The sequence below is a fragment of the Pelomonas sp. SE-A7 genome (assembly GCF_030345705.1).
In the GTDB taxonomy this organism is placed as follows: Bacteria; Pseudomonadota; Gammaproteobacteria; order Burkholderiales; family Burkholderiaceae_C; genus JAUASW01.
In genome coordinates this window covers 1,760,351-1,776,471 of the sequence record NZ_JAUASW010000001.1, presented here as the reverse complement: position 1 = coordinate 1,776,471, position 16,121 = coordinate 1,760,351, and the positions used below count along the sequence as shown (strand labels likewise).

The following is a 16,121-nucleotide window of genomic DNA, read 5'->3' as shown; positions in this document are numbered from 1 at the left end:
CTGGTCTCAGTCAGGGAAGCACGACCATACCCGTTTGTTGGCGGAGCAGGGCGGCCACTTCGCCCGACTGGACCAGGGCGGCGGCATGCTCGATGTCGGGCGCCAGGTAATGGTCGTCCGGCATGGGCGGGCAGGAGCGACGCACCAGGGCATGGGCCTGTTCCAGCACGGCCGAGCTCTGCAGCGGCCGCAGGAACTCGAAGCCCTGGGCGGCGGCCAGCAGCTCGATGGCAATGATGTGGCCGGTGTTGTCAAGCATCGAGCCCAGGCGCCGCGCGGCGAAGGTGGCCATGCTCACATGGTCTTCCTGGTTGGCCGAGGTCGGCAGCGAATCGACGCTGGCCGGATGGGCCAGGCTCTTGTTCTCGCTGGCCAGGGCCGCGGCCGTGACGTGGGCGATCATGAAGCCCGAGTTCAGGCCGGCGTTGGCGGTCAGGAAGGGCGGCAGGCGCGAGACGCCGGTGTCGATCAGCATGGCGATGCGACGCTCGGCAATCGCACCTACTTCGGCGATGGCGCAGGCCAGCGCATCGGCTGCCAGGGCCACGGGCTCGGCGTGGAAGTTGCCGCCGCTGACCATGTAGGGATCGGCGCCCGGCTCGGCGAACACCAGCGGGTTGTCAGTGACCGCATTGGCTTCGCGCAGCAGCACATCGCGCACGTAGCGGGCCTGGTCCAGGCAGGCGCCCATGACCTGGGGCTGGCAGCGCAGGCAGTAGGGGTCCTGCACGCGGTCGTCGCCTTCCTTGTGGCTCTGGCGGATCGCACTGCCGGCCAGCAGCGAGCGGTAGGCTGCTGCCGATTCGATCTGGCCGGGCTGGCCGCGCACCGCATGGATGCCCGGATCGAAGGGGCCGTCGCTGCCGCGCGCGGCGTCCAGGGTCAGCGCGCCGGAGACGATGGCCGTGGCGTAGACGACTTCAAAGCGGATCAGGCCTTCCAGTGCGAGGGCGGTCGAGGTCTGCGTGCCATTGATCAGGGCCAGGCCTTCCTTGGCCTGCAGCTCCAGCGGTTTCAGGCCGGCGGCTTTCAGCACTTCCAGGGCCGGGCGGCGCTGACCATCGACCAGCATCTCGCCTTCGCCCATCAGCGCCAGGCTCATGTGCGACAGCGGCGCCAGGTCGCCCGAGGCGCCCACCGAACCTTGGCAGGGCACAAAGGGAACGAGACCGGCATTGAAGGCGTCGAGGATGGCCTGCACCACCACTTCGCGCACGCCGGAGTAGCCGCGGGCCAGCGAGGCGGCCTTGGTGGCCAGCATCAGTCGAACGACTTCCGGTGCCAGCGGGGCGCCCACGCCGACGCAATGCGAACGGATCAGGTTGCGCTGCAGGGCGGCCAGGTCTTCCTTGCCTATGCGGGTCGAGGCCAGCTTTCCGAAGCCGGTGTTGACGCCATAGACCGGCGCATCGCCGGCCGCAGCGGCCTGCACGACGGCGGCGCTGCGGCGTATGGCTTCTGCCGCGCTGGCATGCAGCTTCAGCTTGACGCCGCCGTTGCGGATCTGGCGCAGCTGGTCCAGGTTCAGCTGGCCGGGGGTGATTTCGAGCATCGTCATTGTTCTTGTCTCTGTGATTACTTGGTCACCATCGGGAGATCCAGGCCCTTGGCCTTGGCGCATTCGACGGCGATGTCATAGCCCGCGTCGGCATGGCGCATCACGCCGGTCGCCGGGTCGTTCCAGAGCACGCGCTTGATGCGCCTGTCGGCCGCCTCGGTGCCGTCGCAGACGATGACCACGCCGCTGTGCTGCGAATAGCCCATGCCCACGCCGCCGCCATGGTGCAGCGAGACCCAGGTGGCGCCGCCGGCGGTGTTCAGCATGGCGTTGAGAAGCGGCCAGTCGGACACGGCGTCCGAACCATCCTTCATGCTTTCCGTCTCGCGGTTCGGGCTGGCGACCGAGCCGCTGTCCAGGTGGTCGCGGCCGATCACGATGGGCGCCTTCAGTTCGCCGCTGCGGACCATCTCGTTGAAGGCCAGGCCGGCCAGGTGGCGCTGGCCCAGGCCCAGCCAGCAGATGCGGGCCGGCAGGCCCTGGAAGGCGATGCGTTCGCCGGCCATGTCCAGCCAACGATGGACACGGGCTTCCTCGGGGAACAGTTCCTTGATCTTGGCGTCGGTCTTGCGGATGTCTTCCGGATCGCCGGACAGGGCCACCCAGCGGAACGGGCCGCGGCCTTCGCAGAACTGCGGGCGCACATAGGCGGGCACGAAGCCGGGGAAGTCGAAGGCGTTCTTGACGCCCTGGTCCAGCGCGACCTGGCGGATGTTGTTGCCGTAGTCGACCGTCGGGATGCCCATGGCCTGGAAGTCCAGCATGGCCTGCACATGGACGGCGCAGCCGCGGGCGGCAGCGGCCTTGAGGTCGGCATGCTGGCTGGCATCGGCCGCGGCGGCGCGCCACTGCTCGACCGTCCAGCCGGCCGGCAGGTAGCCGTTGATCAGGTCATGGGCCGAGGTCTGGTCGGTCACCAGGTCGGGCTTGATGGCCGTGCCGGCCTTGGCGCGCTTGACCAGCTCCGGCAGGATCTCGGCCGCATTGCCCAAGAGGGCGATGGAGATGGCCTTGCCTTCGGCCGTGTACTTGGCGATGCGGGCCAGGGCGTCGTCGAGGTCGGCCGCCTGCTCGTCCACGTAGCGGGTCTTGAGGCGGAAATCGATGCGCGACTGCTGGCATTCGATGTTCAGCGAGCAGGCGCCCGAGAACGTGGCGGCCAGCGGCTGGGCGCCGCCCATGCCGCCCAGGCCGGCGGTGAGGATCCATTTGCCGACCATGGAGCCGCCGTAATGCTGGCGGCCGGCTTCGGCGAAGGTCTCGTAGGTGCCCTGCACGATGCCTTGCGTGCCGATGTAGATCCACGAGCCGGCCGTCATCTGGCCGTACATCATCAGGCCCTTGCGGTCCAGTTCGTTGAAGTGCTCCCAGTTGCCCCAGGCCGGCACCAGGTTGGAGTTGGCCAGCAGCACGCGCGGCGCGTCCGGGTGGGTGGGGAACACGCCGACCGGCTTGCCCGACTGGATCAAAAGGGTCTGGTCGTCTTCCAGCTGCTTCAGCGATTCGAGGATCTGCTCGAAGCAGTCCCAGTTGCGGGCGGCCTTGCCAATGCCGCCGTAGACCACCAGGGCGTCGGGGTTCTCGGCCACGACCGGGTCCAGGTTGTTCTGGATCATGCGGTAGGCGGCCTCGGTCAGCCAGCTCTTGCAAGAGAGCGTGGTGCCGGTGGGCGCGCGGACGGGACGGGGGGCTGCGGACATGGATGCTCTCCTCGGGTTCTGGGCCGAATTCAGGATGGGCGAACTCTAGTTGTCTATACAAGTACAGTCAAGTACGATGCCGGCCATGGCGAGAAAGCTACCGGGCGGGCCTGAACCGCAGTACCTGAAGGTCAAGAACCATCTGCGCGAGGGCATTGCCGCCGGCCGCTGGGTGGCCGGCGATCTGCTGCCCTCGGAGGGCCAACTGGTGGCCCAGTTCGAGGTCAGCCGCATGACGGTCAACCGGGCGCTGCGCGAGTTGCATCAGGAGGGCCTGATCGAGCGGGTCCAGGGCGTGGGTACCTTCGTGGCCCAGCTGCACCGGATCTCGTCCACGCTGACCGTGCGCGACGTGCACGAGGAGATCGCCGAGCGTGGTCACCAGCATGAGGCCCGGGTCCATTCGCTGGCGCGCATCAAGGCCAATGCCGAGCAGGCCGCGGAGTTCGGCCTGAAGGCCGGGGCGGCCCTGTTCCACAGCGTCATCGTGCACCTGGAGAACGGCGTCGCCATCCAGTGCGAGGACCGCCTGGTCAACCCGGCCTGCGCGCCCGACTACCTGGGCCTGGACTTTGCCCAGATCACACCCACCCAGCACCTGCTCGAGGTTGCGCCGCTCTCCGAAGCGCGCTACACCATCGAGGCCACGCTGCCCGACGAGCTGGAGGCCAGGCTGCTGGGCATTGCCCGGCGCGAGCCCTGCCTGGTTGTGCGGCGCACCACCTTCAGCCGCGGGCAGACCGTCACGACGGTGAGGCTGACGCATCCGGGCTCGCGGTACCTGTTAGAGGGGAGTTTTCAGGCATGAGTTGGAGTGTGATTGCAGCGGGCGATGTGACGCCGCAGCGCTGGAAGAACGACGGCGGCTGGACCCGCGAGCTGCTGGCCTGGCCCAATGCCGCGGACTGGACGCTGCGCATCAGCGTGGCCGACATCGAGCGCGACGGGCTGTTCTCGTCCTTCCCCGGCGTGCAGCGCTGGTTCGGCGTGCTCAGCGGGGCCGGCGTGCGGCTGTGGGACTACCAGCTCGGCCCCAGCGAGGAGCTGTTCAGCTTCGACGGTGCGCTGGCACCCGACTGCGAGCTGCTCAAGGGACCGACCCGCGATTTCAATCTGATGCACCGCCGTGCGCTGGGCAAGCTGACGGTCGAAGCGGCGGCAAGCCGCACCATCGCCGGCGGCGACTGGGTGGGCCTGTTCACCGTCGAAGGCGGCGAGCTGGACCATGGCGGGCGCGTGACCAAACTGGCGCCGCTGAGCCTCGCCTGGTGCGAGAAGCCGGCCGCTCAGGCCCTGGCATTCAAGGGCCAGGGGGCGGCCTGGTGGATGGTCTGGAACGAGGCATGACGAGCAAGCAAGTCTGGAACAACGCCCGGCTGGCCACGCTGGCCGGCGACCAGCCCTGGGGCTGGGTGGAGCAGGGCGCGTTGGTGACCGAAGGCGAGCACATCGTCTGGGTCGGCGAGGCTTCGCAATTGCCGGCCGGCCTTGAGGTCGAGGCCGAGCATGACCTGCAGGGCGCCGTCGTCACGCCGGGCCTGATCGACTGCCACACCCACCTGGTCTACGGCGGCCAGCGGGCCCGCGAGTTCGAGCTGCGCCTGCATGGCGCCAGCTACGAGGAGATTGCCCGCAGTGGCGGCGGCATCCGGTCATCGGTCAGCAGCACGCGTGCGGCCAGCGAGGAGCATTTGTTCGCCATGGCTCTGCTTCGTGCTGAGAGCCTCAAGGCCGAGGGCGTGACCACGCTCGAGATCAAGTCGGGTTACGGCCTGTCGTTGGAAGACGAGGCCAAGTGCCTGCGCGTGGCTCGGCGGCTGGGCGAGGAGGCCGATGTCTCGGTGCTCAAGACCTACCTCGGCGCGCATGCGGTGCCGCCGGAGTTCCAGGGCCGGCAGGGCGACTATGTGGAGGCCGTCTGCGCCTGGATGCCCGAGCTGAAGCGCCAGGGCCTGGTCGATGCCGTCGATGCGTTCTGCGAAGGCATTGGCTTCACGCCGGCCGAGACGCGGCGTGTTTTCGAGACGGCGCGCGGCCTGGGCTTGAACGTCAAGCTGCATGCCGAGCAGCTCAGCGACCAGGGCGGGACGCAGCTGGCCTGCGAGTTCGCGGCCCTGTCTTGCGACCACCTGGAGCACCTGAGCCCGGCCGGCATCGCGGCAATGAAGGCCAGCGGCACGGTGGCTGTGCTGCTGCCCGGCGCCTACTACTTCCTGCGCGACACCATGCTGCCGCCGGTGGCTGCGCTTCGCGAGGCTGGCGTGCCCATGGCCGTGTCCACCGATCACAACCCCGGCACGTCGCCCACGCTGTCGCTGCTGCTGATGCTGAACATGGCCTGCACGTTGTTCCGCTTGACGCCCGAGGAGGCGCTGCGAGGCGTCACCGTCAACGCGGCCAAGGCCTTGGGCCTGGCGGACCGCGGCCAGCTGCGCGCGGGCCTGCGGGCCGATTTCTGCGTCTGGGCCGTCGACCATCCGAACGAACTGTCCTACTACTTCGGCCGCAACCCGCTGCTACGGCGAGTGCGCGGCGGCATCGAATCACCATGAACAACTCCGTCTTCACGCTGAAGCAGGGCCGCACGCCGCTCCTCATCAGCATGCCCCACATAGGCACGGCCATTCCCGAGGACCAGCAGCATCGCTACATGCCGCAGGCGCTGCAGAGCGAGGACACGGACTGGTACCTGGACCGGCTCTACGGCGAGCTGGCCGAAGAACTGGGCGCCAGCCTGATCAAGCCGCATTACTCGCGCTACCTGATCGACCTGAACCGGCCGCCCGAGGACACGCCCATGTATCCCGGCGCCTCCAACACCGAGCTGTGCCCGACCCGCTTCTTCACCGGCGAGTCGCTCTACAAGGAGGGCCAGGCGCCCGACGAGCTCGAGAAGCAGCGCCGCCGCCAGGACTACTGGCTGCCCTACCACCGCGCCCTCAATGCCGAGCTGCAGAGGCTCAAGAACTTGCACGGCCATGCGGTGCTTTTCGACGCCCACAGCATCCGCTCGGAGCTGCCGTGGCTGTTCGAAGGCCGCTTGCCCGACCTCAACCTGGGCACGGCCGACGGCAAGTCCTGCGACGCTTCGATCACGGCGCGGCTGGGTGATCTGCTGGCCAGCCAGGCGGACTACACCCAGGTGGTCAACGGCCGCTTCAAGGGCGGCTTCATCACGCGGCACTATGGCCAGCCGGCCCAGGGCCAGCATGCGGTGCAACTGGAGATGTGCCAGTGCTGCTACATGGACGAGACGCCGCCTTTCGCCTATCGGGAAGACCTGGCGAGCCGGGTCCAGCCCTTGCTGAAGCAGATGTTCCAGAGCCTGCTGGCCTGGAAGCCATGAGCGGCGCACGCTACTGGGCGGCCGAGGCCTGGCTGGACGGCCGCTGGCAGCGCGAGGTCCTGCTGGAGGTCGGTGCCGACGGCCATTGGTCGCGCATCACCGCCGGCGTGCCGCTGCCCGAAGGCGCGGTCCAGCTGGAAGGCCCGGTCCTGCCCAGCCTGGTCGATGCCCACAGCCATGCCTTCCAGCGCGCTTTTGCTGGCCTGGCCGAGCGGCGCGACAGCGAGTCGGACGATTTCTGGTCCTGGCGCGACCGCATGTACGGCGTGGCGCTCAGAATCACGCCCGAGCAGCTCAAGTCGATTGGCGCCCAGCTCTACCTGGAACTGCTGCGCGGCGGCTACACCCAGGTCTGCGAGTTCCACTACCTGCAGCACCGCGAGGACGGCACGGCCTACGAGGACGAGCTGGCCATGGCCTGGGCCCTGGCCGAAGCGGCCGAGCAGGTCGGCATGGGCCTCACCCTGCTGCCGGTGCTCTACGCCCATGCCGGCTTCCAGCAGCCCGCGCTGCGGCCCGACCAGCGCCGCTTCGCCACCGATGCCGACTGGATCTGGAATGCCAGAAGCCGCCTCAACGCCGCCGGCCGGCCGCTGCTCAATGCCGGCGTGGCCCTGCATTCGCTGCGCGCCGCCCATGGCGACGACATCCGCAGGCTGCAGGCCCTGGTCGGCGACACCGACCTGCCCATCCACATCCACATCAGCGAGCAGCAGCAGGAGGTGCGCGACTGCCTGGCCGCGACCGGCCAGCGGCCCATGCAGTGGCTGTGCAACGAGCTGCGGCCGGATGCGCGCTGGCAACTGGTCCATGCGACCCACAGCACGCCGGCCGAAATCGAGCAGGTAGCGGCCAGCGGGGCCGGCATCGTGATCTGTCCCGGCACCGAGGCCAACCTGGGCGACGGCCTCTGCGATCTGCCCGGCTGGCTCAAGGCCGGCGTGCCCATCAGCCTGGGCTCGGACAGCCATGTCACGCGCGACTGGGTGGAAGAGCTGCGCTGGCTGGAATACGGCCAGCGCCTGGGCCTGCAGCGCCGCAACGTGGCCTCGGCGCCGGGCGCGCGGCCGTCCAGCGCGGAGCGGCTGTTCGAGGCCGCCCTGGCCGGCAGCGCCGCGCCGGCGGGCTTTTCGGCCTGGGGGCTGCGGGTCGGCGCCCGCGCCGACTTCCTGGTGCTCGATCCCCAGGCCTCGGGCCAGCTGGGTGTGCCTGTCACGCACCGGCTGGACGCCCTGATCTTCGGCGGCCAGGGTCAGGTCTTGCGACAGGTCTTCGTGGCCGGGCACTGCCGGCTGGAGCAGGGCCGGCACGCGGCTCAGGCCAGGGTTTCCGCGGACTTTGATGTGGTCATGCAGACACTGTGGGGTGGTTCAGGCGAATAGCCCTTGTAGTCGGAGCATGCGCGCGCTAGCCTCCCGCCAGGGAGAGTCAGCGTTTCAGGAGATGCATGCCATGCTTTCACTGCGCAACTACACGATCCGAACCCGCCTGTTCGCGCTTGCGGCGCTGGCAATCCTCACCATGGTGCTGATCGGCGGCCAGGGCCTCTACAGCCTCAGCGAGGCCCGCGAGAAATTCACCCACTACAACAACAACGACGTGCAGTCGTTGACCGAGATGGCGGGCGTGCGGGCCGAGGCCGGCAACCTGCGGCGCTACGAGAAGGACCTGCTGATCAACGCCCACGATGCCAAGGCGGTGACCAAGTACCGCAAGGAATGGGGCGAGGCCCATTCGAAGACCAAGGCCGGTCTGGAGCGCATTGCCAAGCTCGATGTGGCACCGGCCATCAAGGACATGCCGCCCAAGGCTCTGCAGCAGCTGGAGAGCTATCGCAGCGGCTTCATCGGCATCATCGACCGGGTGGAAAAGGGCGAGTTCGCCGACACCATGGCAGCCAACAAGGCGCTGGAGCCGCTCAAGGGCTCGATCCGCGAGATGGAGAAGCAGCTGGGGGACATGACCGAGCTGATCGACAAGCATGGCGAGGAAGAGACCGCCAAGCTGGGCGAGCACGAAAAGTCGGTACGCCGTTCGCTGATGTTGGTGATCGCGGCCGGCGTGCTCTGCGTCGGCACCTACACCTTCTTCAATATCCGCTCCATCCTTGAACCGCTCAGCGAGGCCGTGGGCAATGCCGAGCGCATCGCCCAGCACGACCTGAGCGGCGACGTGCATGCGCAGGGGGCCGACGAGACGGCCGCGATGATGCGCGGGGTGCGTGCGATGCAGGATTCACTCAAGGGTGTGGTCAGCGGGGTGCGCGAGGCCACGGACCAGATCAGCACGGCCTCTCGCGAGGTGGCGGTGGGCAGCAACGACCTCAGCCACCGTACCGAGCAGGCCGCCTCCAACCTGGAGGAAACCGCCTCGGCCATGGAGCAGCTGACGGCCAGCGTGACCCACAACGCCGATTCCGCCCGCCAGGCCAACCAGCTGGCCAAGGAGGCTGCCCAGGTGGCGCACCGCGGCGGCCAGGTGGTGGGCGAGGTGGTAGGCACCATGGGCCGCATCAGCGCCAGCAGCAACAAGATCAGCGACATCATCTCGGTGATCGACGGCATTGCCTTCCAGACCAATATCCTGGCGCTGAACGCAGCGGTGGAAGCGGCCCGGGCCGGCGAGCAAGGCCGCGGCTTTGCCGTGGTGGCTGGCGAGGTCCGCACACTGGCCCAGCGCAGCGCCGAGGCGGCCAAGGAGATCAAGGCCCTGATCATGGCCAGCTCAGAGAACGTCGAGAGCGGCGCCGCCCTGGTGGAGCGGGCCGGCCAGACCATGCAGGAGATCGTCGCCTCGATCGAGCGCGTAGGGGGCATCGTGGCCGAGATCAGCAATGCCACGGCCGAGCAGAGCTCAGGCATCAACCAGATCGGCCAGGCGATTGCCAATCTGGACCAGATGACGCAGCAGAACGCCGCCCTGGTCGAAGAATCCGCCGCCGCGGCTCAAAGCCTGCAGCAGCAGGCCGAGGACCTGGCGCGCTCGGTTTCGGTGTTCAAGCTGGCCTGATCGCCGGTGGCGGCAGCCGGCTACAGTGCCGGCATGTCCTCATCCCTTCAGACGCCCGGCACTTTGCTGGGCGTCGACTTTTCCAGCAGCCCCAGCCAGCGCAAGCCGATCTGGCTGGCCCTGGGCGAGCGCCAGGGTGCCGTCCTGCGGCTGCAGTCGCTGCAGCCCTTCGAAACCCTGGAAGCCTTCGTCGCCTGGCTGGCCGAGCCGCGTGAATGGCTGGGCGTGTTCGATCTGCCTTTCGGCCTGCCGCGCGAACTGGTCGAGGCCCTGGACTGGCCCACCGACTGGCTGCCGCTGATGCGCCTGTATGCCGGCCTGAGCCGGGCCGAGATCCGCGATCGTTTTGCCGCATTCTGCGCGGTGCGGCCGGTGGGCTCCAAGTTCGCGCACCGGGTCTGTGACGGGCCGGCCGGTTCCTCGCCCAGCATGAAATGGGTCAACCCGCCAGTGGCCTACATGCTGCACGCGGGCGTGCCGCTGCTGCTGGAGGCAGGCGTCTGCCTGCCCGGTCTGCACGAGCAGGGCGATGCCAGGCGGCGTGCGCTGGAGGGCTATCCCGGCCTGCTGGCCCGCGAGTTCCTCGGCCGGCGCAGCTACAAGAGCGACACCAAGGCCAAGCAGACGCCGGAACGCCTGATCGCCCGCAAGGACCTGGTCGAGGCGCTCGAACAAGGCCGCAGCCGGCTGGGCCTGAGGCTCAAGCTCAGCCATGCCCAGCGGGACGATCTGGTGGCTGATGGCTCGGGCGACAAGCTGGATGCGGTGCTGTGCCTGATGCAGGCAGCCTGGGCTTCGACGCAGCCGCGCTTGGGCCTGCCCGAGAACCTCGATCCCTTGGAGGGCTGGATCACCAGCGCGTGACGGTGACGGCCTAGACCTGGTCGAAGGGCTGGGGTCGGCCGGTCAGGTAGCCCTGGATCAGCTGGAAGCCCAGCTCGCGGCAGACTTGCGCCTCGGCCTCTTCCTCGACGCCTTCGGCCAGCGTGACCGAGCCCAGATCGACGACCAGCTTGACCAGGTCGCGCACCACGCGCAGCTTGCGGTCGCTGGCCTTGTGGATGCCCCGAATCAAGGCCATGTCGAACTTGACGAAGTCGGCCGGCACTTCACCGATCTCGTTCAGCCGGGCCTGGCCAGCGCCGAAGTCGTCATAGGCGAAACGGGCGCCAATGCCCTTGAGCCAGGCGCCCAGCTCGCGCATGCGATCGGTCTCCATCACCGCGGTTTCGTGGATCTCGACCACGAGCTGCAGGCCGGGCCATTGCTTCAGCGTCTCTTCGATGCTGGCGCGGAAGCCGGACTCGAAGGTCTCGTTGGGATGGGTGTTGACGAACAGCGCGACCTCACCGAGCTTGGGCGCCAGCTGACGGATGCCGTGCACGCGGAAGGCCGCGCTGAGCTCGGCCTCCAGGTTCAACTGGGCCGCCAGGCTGAACAAGTGCATGGGCGAGGCCGGCAGATCGGGATGCTGGCTGCGACCCAGCAACTCGTAGGCGAACAGCCCGCTGCCATTGGCATGGACGATGGGCTGGGCGGCGCCCGACATGCCCTGGCCCTGCAGCAGCGCCCGGAAGGGCACTTCCTTGGGCGAGAAGTGTTCACTCAGCGTCGCACCAGGCTGCACCACCACGGTACGCCCATCGTCGTCCGCCGCCAGCGCCGCCGCGGCGCTGCTCAGCACGATGGATTTGAGCCGGAACTCGGCGTTGCCGAAGTGGACGATGTCGTTCTCGTTCAGCAGCCGTGAGCCGTTGATGCGCTCGCGGTTGACGAAGCTGCCATTGGTGCTGTCCAGGTCGGTCAGGCGCAGCTTGCCGGAGACATCGACGTCGATCTCGGCGTGGCGGCGGCTCAGGCTGGTGGAATTGACCACCAGGTCGTTGTCCGATTCACGCCCGATGCGAAACGGCAGCACGCTCACCACGTAGGTGAGCCGGGAACCATCGGCAGTGATGGCCTCAAAGAACCATTGCTTGTGCATGTGAACCCAGGTGCGAAGTCGCAGACCAATGTACCTGATCGGGCGCGCCTGCCGCTACCGGGGTTTACTTGCGCATCAGGGTGCTCTTGCCGTCTGCCGCAGGCAGCGCAAGCTTACTTTCTCATCAGGGTGGACTTGCCGAAGAGGGATTCGATCAGGTCCACCGCCAGCTCGGCGGTCTTGTTGCGTACGTCCAGGGCCGGATTGAGCTCCATCACGTCCAGCGAGCCCATGCGGCCGGTGTCGGCAATCATCTCCATGCACAGCTGGGCTTCGCGGTAGGTCGGGCCGCCGGGAACCGTGGTGCCGACGCCGGGGGCGATGTCGGGGTCCAGGAAGTCCACGTCGAAGCTGACGTGCAGGTGGGTGTTGGCGTCCAGCGTGGCCAGGGCCAGCTCCATGGTGTGGCGCATGCCCATCTCGTCGATGTAGCGCATGTCGAATACCTCGAGCTCCTGCTCGTGGACGAAGCGCTTCTCGCCGGCATCGACGCTTCGAATGCCGATCTGGCGCACCCATTTGGGGCTGATGGCCGGCACCTTGCCGCCAATCTCGATCAGCTCCTGCGGGCCGAAACCGCACAGGCAGGCCACCGGCATGCCGTGGATATTGCCGCTGGGCGTCAGCTGGCTGGTGTTGAAGTCGGCATGGGCATCCAGCCACAGCACGCGCAGCTTCTTGCCGGCCTCGCGGCAGTGGCGGGCTACGGCGCTGATCGAACCCAGCCCCAGGCAGTGATCGCCGCCCAGCAGGATGGGCATGCGGCCCAACTGCAACTCGGCATAGACGGCCTCGTGCACCGCCTTGTTCCAGGCGGTCACCTCGGGCAGGTGCCGGTAGCCGTCCACCGGCGGCAGCCAGGGGTTGTAGGGGCCGGTCAGGTTGCCGCGGTCGACCACGTCCACGCCATGGTCCTGCAGGGTCGGGCCAATGCCGGCCACCCGCAGCGCCTCGGGGCCCATGCTGGCGCCGCGCGCGCCGGCGCCGATGTCGGTGGGTGCGCCAATCAGGGACACGTTTCGGAGGGTGGTCATTCGCTTGCTTCCTTCAATGGGCGTCGGCGTTGTCGCCGCTCAGGTCGTATTCGTTTTCAAGCAGGGCCCAGGCTTCCTCGGCGGTCTCGACGAAGTGAAACAGCTGTTCGTCGCCGGGACTGATCATGCCGGTCTCGACCAGCACTTCGAAATTGATCAGCCGGGTCCAGAACTCGCGGCCGAACATCAGCACCGGGCGGCGCCGGCACTTGCCGGTCTGGATCAGGGTCAGGGCCTCGAACAGCTCGTCCATCGTGCCGTAGCCGCCGGGGAAGGCCACCAGCGCCACCGAACGCATCAAGAAATGCATCTTGCGCAGCGCGAAGTAATGGAAGCGGAAGCACAGCTCCGGCGTGATGTAGGGGTTGGGCGCCTGCTCATGCGGCAGCACGATGTTGAGGCCGATGCTGCGGCCGCCGGCCTCGAAGGCACCTCGGTTGCCCGCTTCCATGATGCCGGGGCCTCCGCCGGTGACCACATAGATCGGATGGGGCTTGTCCTTGGTGGCGCGCGTCACGATGTCGGCAAAGCGGCGTGCTTCCTCGTAGTAGCGGCTCATGGCCAGCTGGGTGCGGGCGCGCGACTGGGCGGCCGTGTCGCCGCCGGCCTCGGCGGCCGCGACGGCGGCCTCGGCCGTGTCCCGCGGCAGGATGCGGGCGCTGCCGAAGATGACCAGGGTGGACTTGATCTGTTGTTCCTGCTGGATCAGTTCGGGCTTGAGCAACTCGAGTTGCATGCGGACCGGCCGAAGCTCCTCACGCAGCAGGAAGTCGTCGTCGACGAAGGCCAGGCGATAGGCACTGATGTCGCCATCGAAGGGTGGCGGCGCGGCTGGCTTCTTGGCCTCTTCCTTGGCGCTGGGGAAGTTGCGGGCGGTGAGCGGGTTGCGCTTCTTCATGGTGTTTCCCGCTCAACAAAGGCGGGCCGTCTGGGGCGTCAGGGCGCCGGGCGGCAGCTTATGACAGTGCCGGCTGGATATTCTTTCGTATTTCTGCCCCGGCGCCCGCAATCATGCGGCGCAAACAGGGCATGCCGGATCGCGCCGGACCCGGATCTCGTTCCATTCCATAGTCCGTGCGTCCAGCATCAGCAGCCGGCCGCGCAGCCCGGTCTCAAGCCCCGCCAACAACTTCAGTCCCTCGGCCGCCTGCAGGCTGCCGATGATGCCGACCAGCGGCGCGAACACGCCCATGGTGGCGCAGCGCTGCTCTTCAAAGCGGCTGTCGGGTGGAAACAGGCAGGCGTAGCAGGGGCAGTCGGCCTGCCGGCTGTCGTAGACGCTGATCTGGCCGTCGAAGCCGGTGGCCGCCGCCGCGACCAGCGGCTTGCGGTGCTTCACGCAGGCCTGATTGACCGCATGGCGGGTGGCGAAGTTGTCGCTGCAGTCGAACACCAGCGAGGCCTGAGCGACGAGCTGGTCCAGCAGCGCGGCATCAGCGCGCTGGGCCAGGGTCTGGACGACGATGCCCGGATTGATGTCGCGGAGACTCTGCGCGGCGGATTCAACCTTGGGCTGGCCGATGCGGTCTTGCCGATGGGCGATCTGGCGCTGCAGGTTGGTCAGGTCCACCGTGTCGTGATCGACGAGCGTGATGTGCCCGACACCGGCCGTGCCAAGGTAGAGCGCCACCGGCGATCCGAGGCCGCCGGCGCCTATGACCAGGGCGCGGGCATCGAGCAGGCCTTGCTGGCCTTCGATGCCGATTTCATCCAGCAGGATATGGCGCGAGTAGCGCAGCAGCTGTTCGTCGTTCATGGGACGGTCAGCATAAAAGCAAAACAGCCCGCCGAGGCGGGCTGTGTTCATCGGCGAACCGAAGCACTCACTCGGTCTTGAGCTCGGCCTTGCGTTCGGTGGCGGTCTTGGAGACCAGCACCGGCTGGCCCTTGAGCCGGTTCAGCGCCTGCAGCAGCGGGAAGTCCTCGGTGCTGCCGAACTCGGGCAGGGGCTTGAACTCGTCGGCCTTGCGGGCGGCTTCGAGCTTGGCGCGGGCTTCCTCGCGGGCCTTCTCACGGGCCTCGTCCTTGGCCTCGGGGCCGTTGGCCAGGTGCTTCTCGAGATCGGCTTCGCGCATGCGCAGCGCGGCGAACACATTGCCCTCGGCGGTCTCGTCCAGCATCACGTCAGGCACGATGCCCTTGGCCTGGATGGAGCGGCCGTTGGGCGTGTAGTAGCGAGCCGTGGTGATCTTGAGCGCGGTTTCGGGGCTGAGCTGGCGCACGGTCTGGACCGAACCTTTGCCGAAGGTCTGGGCGCCCATGATGATGGCGCGCTTGTGGTCCTGCAGGGCGCCGGCCACGATTTCGCTGGCCGAGGCCGAGCCTTCGTTCACCAGCACCACCAGGGGCACGTTCTTCAGCGCAGCCGGCAGCTTGCGCAGCGGGTCGTTGTTGCCGCGGCGCACGTAGTACTCGGGGCTGGCCCGGAAAGTGGCCTTGGACTCCGCCAACTGGCCATTGGTCGAAACCACGTCAACATCCTTGGGCAGGAAGGCTGCAGACAGGGCCACTGCGCCCTCAAGCAGGCCGCCCGGGTCATTGCGCAGGTCCAGAACCAGGCCCTTCAGCTGTGGCTCGTCCTTGTAGATCTCTTCCAGCTTGCGAACGAAGTCATCGACCGTCCGGTCCTGGAACTGGCTCACGCGCAACCAGGCGTAGCCGGGTTCGACCACCTTGGCACGCACGCTCTGGACGCGGATCTCCTCACGGATGATGTTGACCGGGAAGCTGCGGCTCTCGCTCTTGCGGAAGATGGTCAACACCACCTTGGTGGCCGGGTCGCCACGCATGCGCTTCATGGCCTGATCGAGCGTCATGCCCTTGACCGGTGAGTCGTCGATCTTGCTGATCAGGTCGCCGCTCTTGAGGCCGGCGCGGAAGGCCGGCGAGCCTTCGATGGGCGAAACGATCTTGACCAGACCGTCTTCCATGCCGATCTCGATGCCCACACCGACGAACTTGCCGGTCGTGCCTTCACGGAATTCCTTGAAGTTCTTCTTGTCGAAGAACTGCGAATGCGGATCGAGGCCCGAGACCATGCCGGAGATGGCATCGTTGATCAGCTTCTTCTCGTCCACTGGCTCCACGTAGTCGGACTTGACCATGCCGAACACGGCGGCCAGCTGCTGCAGCTCTTCCAGCGGCAGTGGCGACAGGCCGGAGCCGCTGCGTGCGTTGGCCTGCAGCTGCATCGTGGTCAGCGCCCCGGCCACGGCGCCCAGCGCCACCCAGCCTGCGACTTTCAGTTTGGCACCCATGATGCGAGTGTTTCCTATCGAAGAAATCCAGTATTGATGCGGCCTGGCGGGCGACCGCCGGGCTTGTCCCGAGTATAGGCTCTGGGCCTTTTCCCCAGAGCTGCTAAACGCCCGGACAACCCCTCATTTCGGGCATTCCAGTGACAAAGCAGACACCCAAGGCAAGCGGGGCGCAAGTGACTTTTGGCTCTACCTGTTCCCTGGTATTGAGGCCGGGCTGCCGGTCAGCGACC

The 16,121-nt window shown here is 67.5% G+C and carries 14 protein-coding genes; 7 read left to right on the top strand and 7 right to left on the bottom strand.

Annotated elements, in window-relative coordinates; all coding sequences use genetic code 11:
* Positions 1-10 precede the first annotated feature (10 nt).
* Positions 11-1,558 (bottom strand): histidine ammonia-lyase, encoded by a 1,548-nt coding sequence (hutH, locus tag QT382_RS08015; RefSeq protein WP_289253508.1) that lies wholly within the window; start codon positions 1,556-1,558, stop codon positions 11-13.
* Positions 1,559-1,575: 17 nt separating this feature from the next.
* Positions 1,576-3,258 carry a urocanate hydratase gene (hutU, locus tag QT382_RS08010; RefSeq protein WP_289253507.1) on the bottom strand — a complete coding sequence of 561 codons (1,683 nt, stop codon included), beginning with the start codon at positions 3,256-3,258 and terminating at the stop codon, positions 1,576-1,578.
* Between the two features lie 76 nt (positions 3,259-3,334).
* On the opposite strand from hutU, the gene hutC reads away from it, so the two are divergent.
* From hutC to QT382_RS07975, 7 genes are all read left to right on the top strand, one after another.
* Positions 3,335-4,066 (top strand): histidine utilization transcriptional repressor HutC, encoded by a 732-nt coding sequence (hutC, locus tag QT382_RS08005; RefSeq protein ID WP_502929848.1) that lies wholly within the window; start codon positions 3,335-3,337, stop codon positions 4,064-4,066.
* The gene (locus QT382_RS08000) at positions 4,063-4,605 is read left to right on the top strand and encodes a HutD/Ves family protein (RefSeq protein ID WP_289253505.1); all 543 of its coding nucleotides are present in this window, start codon (positions 4,063-4,065) and stop codon (positions 4,603-4,605) included. The genes hutC and QT382_RS08000 overlap by 4 nt, the downstream gene beginning before the upstream one ends.
* Entirely contained in the window at positions 4,602-5,810 is a 1,209-nt protein-coding gene (gene hutI, locus QT382_RS07995) for an imidazolonepropionase (RefSeq protein WP_289253504.1), read from the top strand. Before QT382_RS08000 ends, hutI begins: the two co-directional genes overlap by 4 nt.
* A complete protein-coding gene (gene hutG, locus QT382_RS07990) occupies positions 5,807-6,604 on the top strand; it encodes an N-formylglutamate deformylase (RefSeq protein ID WP_289253503.1) in 798 nt (265 codons plus the stop codon). Before hutI ends, hutG begins: the two co-directional genes overlap by 4 nt.
* Positions 6,601-7,986: a formimidoylglutamate deiminase gene (locus QT382_RS07985; protein ID WP_289253502.1), complete on the top strand. Its 1,386-nt coding sequence runs from the start codon at positions 6,601-6,603 to the stop codon at positions 7,984-7,986. Before hutG ends, QT382_RS07985 begins: the two co-directional genes overlap by 4 nt.
* A gap of 70 nt (positions 7,987-8,056) precedes the next feature.
* Entirely contained in the window at positions 8,057-9,613 is a 1,557-nt protein-coding gene (locus tag QT382_RS07980; RefSeq protein WP_289253501.1) for a methyl-accepting chemotaxis protein, read from the top strand.
* A 33-nt stretch (positions 9,614-9,646) separates the two neighbouring features.
* Positions 9,647-10,477 (top strand): DUF429 domain-containing protein, encoded by an 831-nt coding sequence (locus QT382_RS07975; RefSeq protein WP_289253500.1) that lies wholly within the window; start codon positions 9,647-9,649, stop codon positions 10,475-10,477.
* 10 nt (positions 10,478-10,487) lie between these two features.
* Here the strand turns inward: QT382_RS07975 and QT382_RS07970 are convergent, their stop codons facing one another.
* The 5 genes from QT382_RS07970 to QT382_RS07950 form a co-directional block, all read right to left on the bottom strand.
* A complete protein-coding gene (locus QT382_RS07970; protein ID WP_289253499.1) occupies positions 10,488-11,597 on the bottom strand; it encodes an EAL domain-containing protein in 1,110 nt (369 codons plus the stop codon).
* A 113-nt stretch (positions 11,598-11,710) separates the two neighbouring features.
* Positions 11,711-12,631: an arginase gene (rocF, locus tag QT382_RS07965; protein ID WP_289253498.1), complete on the bottom strand. Its 921-nt coding sequence runs from the start codon at positions 12,629-12,631 to the stop codon at positions 11,711-11,713.
* 13 nt (positions 12,632-12,644) lie between these two features.
* Positions 12,645-13,529, bottom strand: coding sequence for an LOG family protein (locus QT382_RS07960; protein ID WP_289253497.1), 885 nt, complete (start codon positions 13,527-13,529; stop codon positions 12,645-12,647).
* 111 nt (positions 13,530-13,640) lie between these two features.
* The gene (locus QT382_RS07955) at positions 13,641-14,387 is read right to left on the bottom strand and encodes a HesA/MoeB/ThiF family protein (protein WP_289253496.1); all 747 of its coding nucleotides are present in this window, start codon (positions 14,385-14,387) and stop codon (positions 13,641-13,643) included.
* A gap of 67 nt (positions 14,388-14,454) precedes the next feature.
* Positions 14,455-15,888 (bottom strand): S41 family peptidase, encoded by a 1,434-nt coding sequence (locus QT382_RS07950; protein ID WP_289253495.1) that lies wholly within the window; start codon positions 15,886-15,888, stop codon positions 14,455-14,457.
* Positions 15,889-16,121 lie beyond the last annotated feature (233 nt).

Coding starts and splice junctions, on each gene's coding strand:
- QT382_RS07985 (WP_289253502.1), top strand. CDS start 6,601: ATGAGCGGCGCACGCTACTGGGCGGCCGAGGCCTGGCTGGACGGCCGC.
- QT382_RS07950 (WP_289253495.1), bottom strand. CDS start 15,888: ATGGGTGCCAAACTGAAAGTCGCAGGCTGGGTGGCGCTGGGCGCCGTG.
- hutG (WP_289253503.1), top strand. CDS start 5,807: ATGAACAACTCCGTCTTCACGCTGAAGCAGGGCCGCACGCCGCTCCTC.
- QT382_RS07980 (WP_289253501.1), top strand. CDS start 8,057: ATGCTTTCACTGCGCAACTACACGATCCGAACCCGCCTGTTCGCGCTT.
- rocF (WP_289253498.1), bottom strand. CDS start 12,631: ATGACCACCCTCCGAAACGTGTCCCTGATTGGCGCACCCACCGACATC.
- QT382_RS07970 (WP_289253499.1), bottom strand. CDS start 11,597: ATGCACAAGCAATGGTTCTTTGAGGCCATCACTGCCGATGGTTCCCGG.
- hutI (WP_289253504.1), top strand. CDS start 4,602: ATGACGAGCAAGCAAGTCTGGAACAACGCCCGGCTGGCCACGCTGGCC.
- hutC (WP_502929848.1), top strand. CDS start 3,335: ATGCCGGCCATGGCGAGAAAGCTACCGGGCGGGCCTGAACCGCAGTAC.
- hutU (WP_289253507.1), bottom strand. CDS start 3,258: ATGTCCGCAGCCCCCCGTCCCGTCCGCGCGCCCACCGGCACCACGCTC.
- QT382_RS07960 (WP_289253497.1), bottom strand. CDS start 13,529: ATGAAGAAGCGCAACCCGCTCACCGCCCGCAACTTCCCCAGCGCCAAG.
- QT382_RS07975 (WP_289253500.1), top strand. CDS start 9,647: ATGTCCTCATCCCTTCAGACGCCCGGCACTTTGCTGGGCGTCGACTTT.
- QT382_RS08000 (WP_289253505.1), top strand. CDS start 4,063: ATGAGTTGGAGTGTGATTGCAGCGGGCGATGTGACGCCGCAGCGCTGG.
- QT382_RS07955 (WP_289253496.1), bottom strand. CDS start 14,387: ATGAACGACGAACAGCTGCTGCGCTACTCGCGCCATATCCTGCTGGAT.
- hutH (WP_289253508.1), bottom strand. CDS start 1,558: ATGACGATGCTCGAAATCACCCCCGGCCAGCTGAACCTGGACCAGCTG.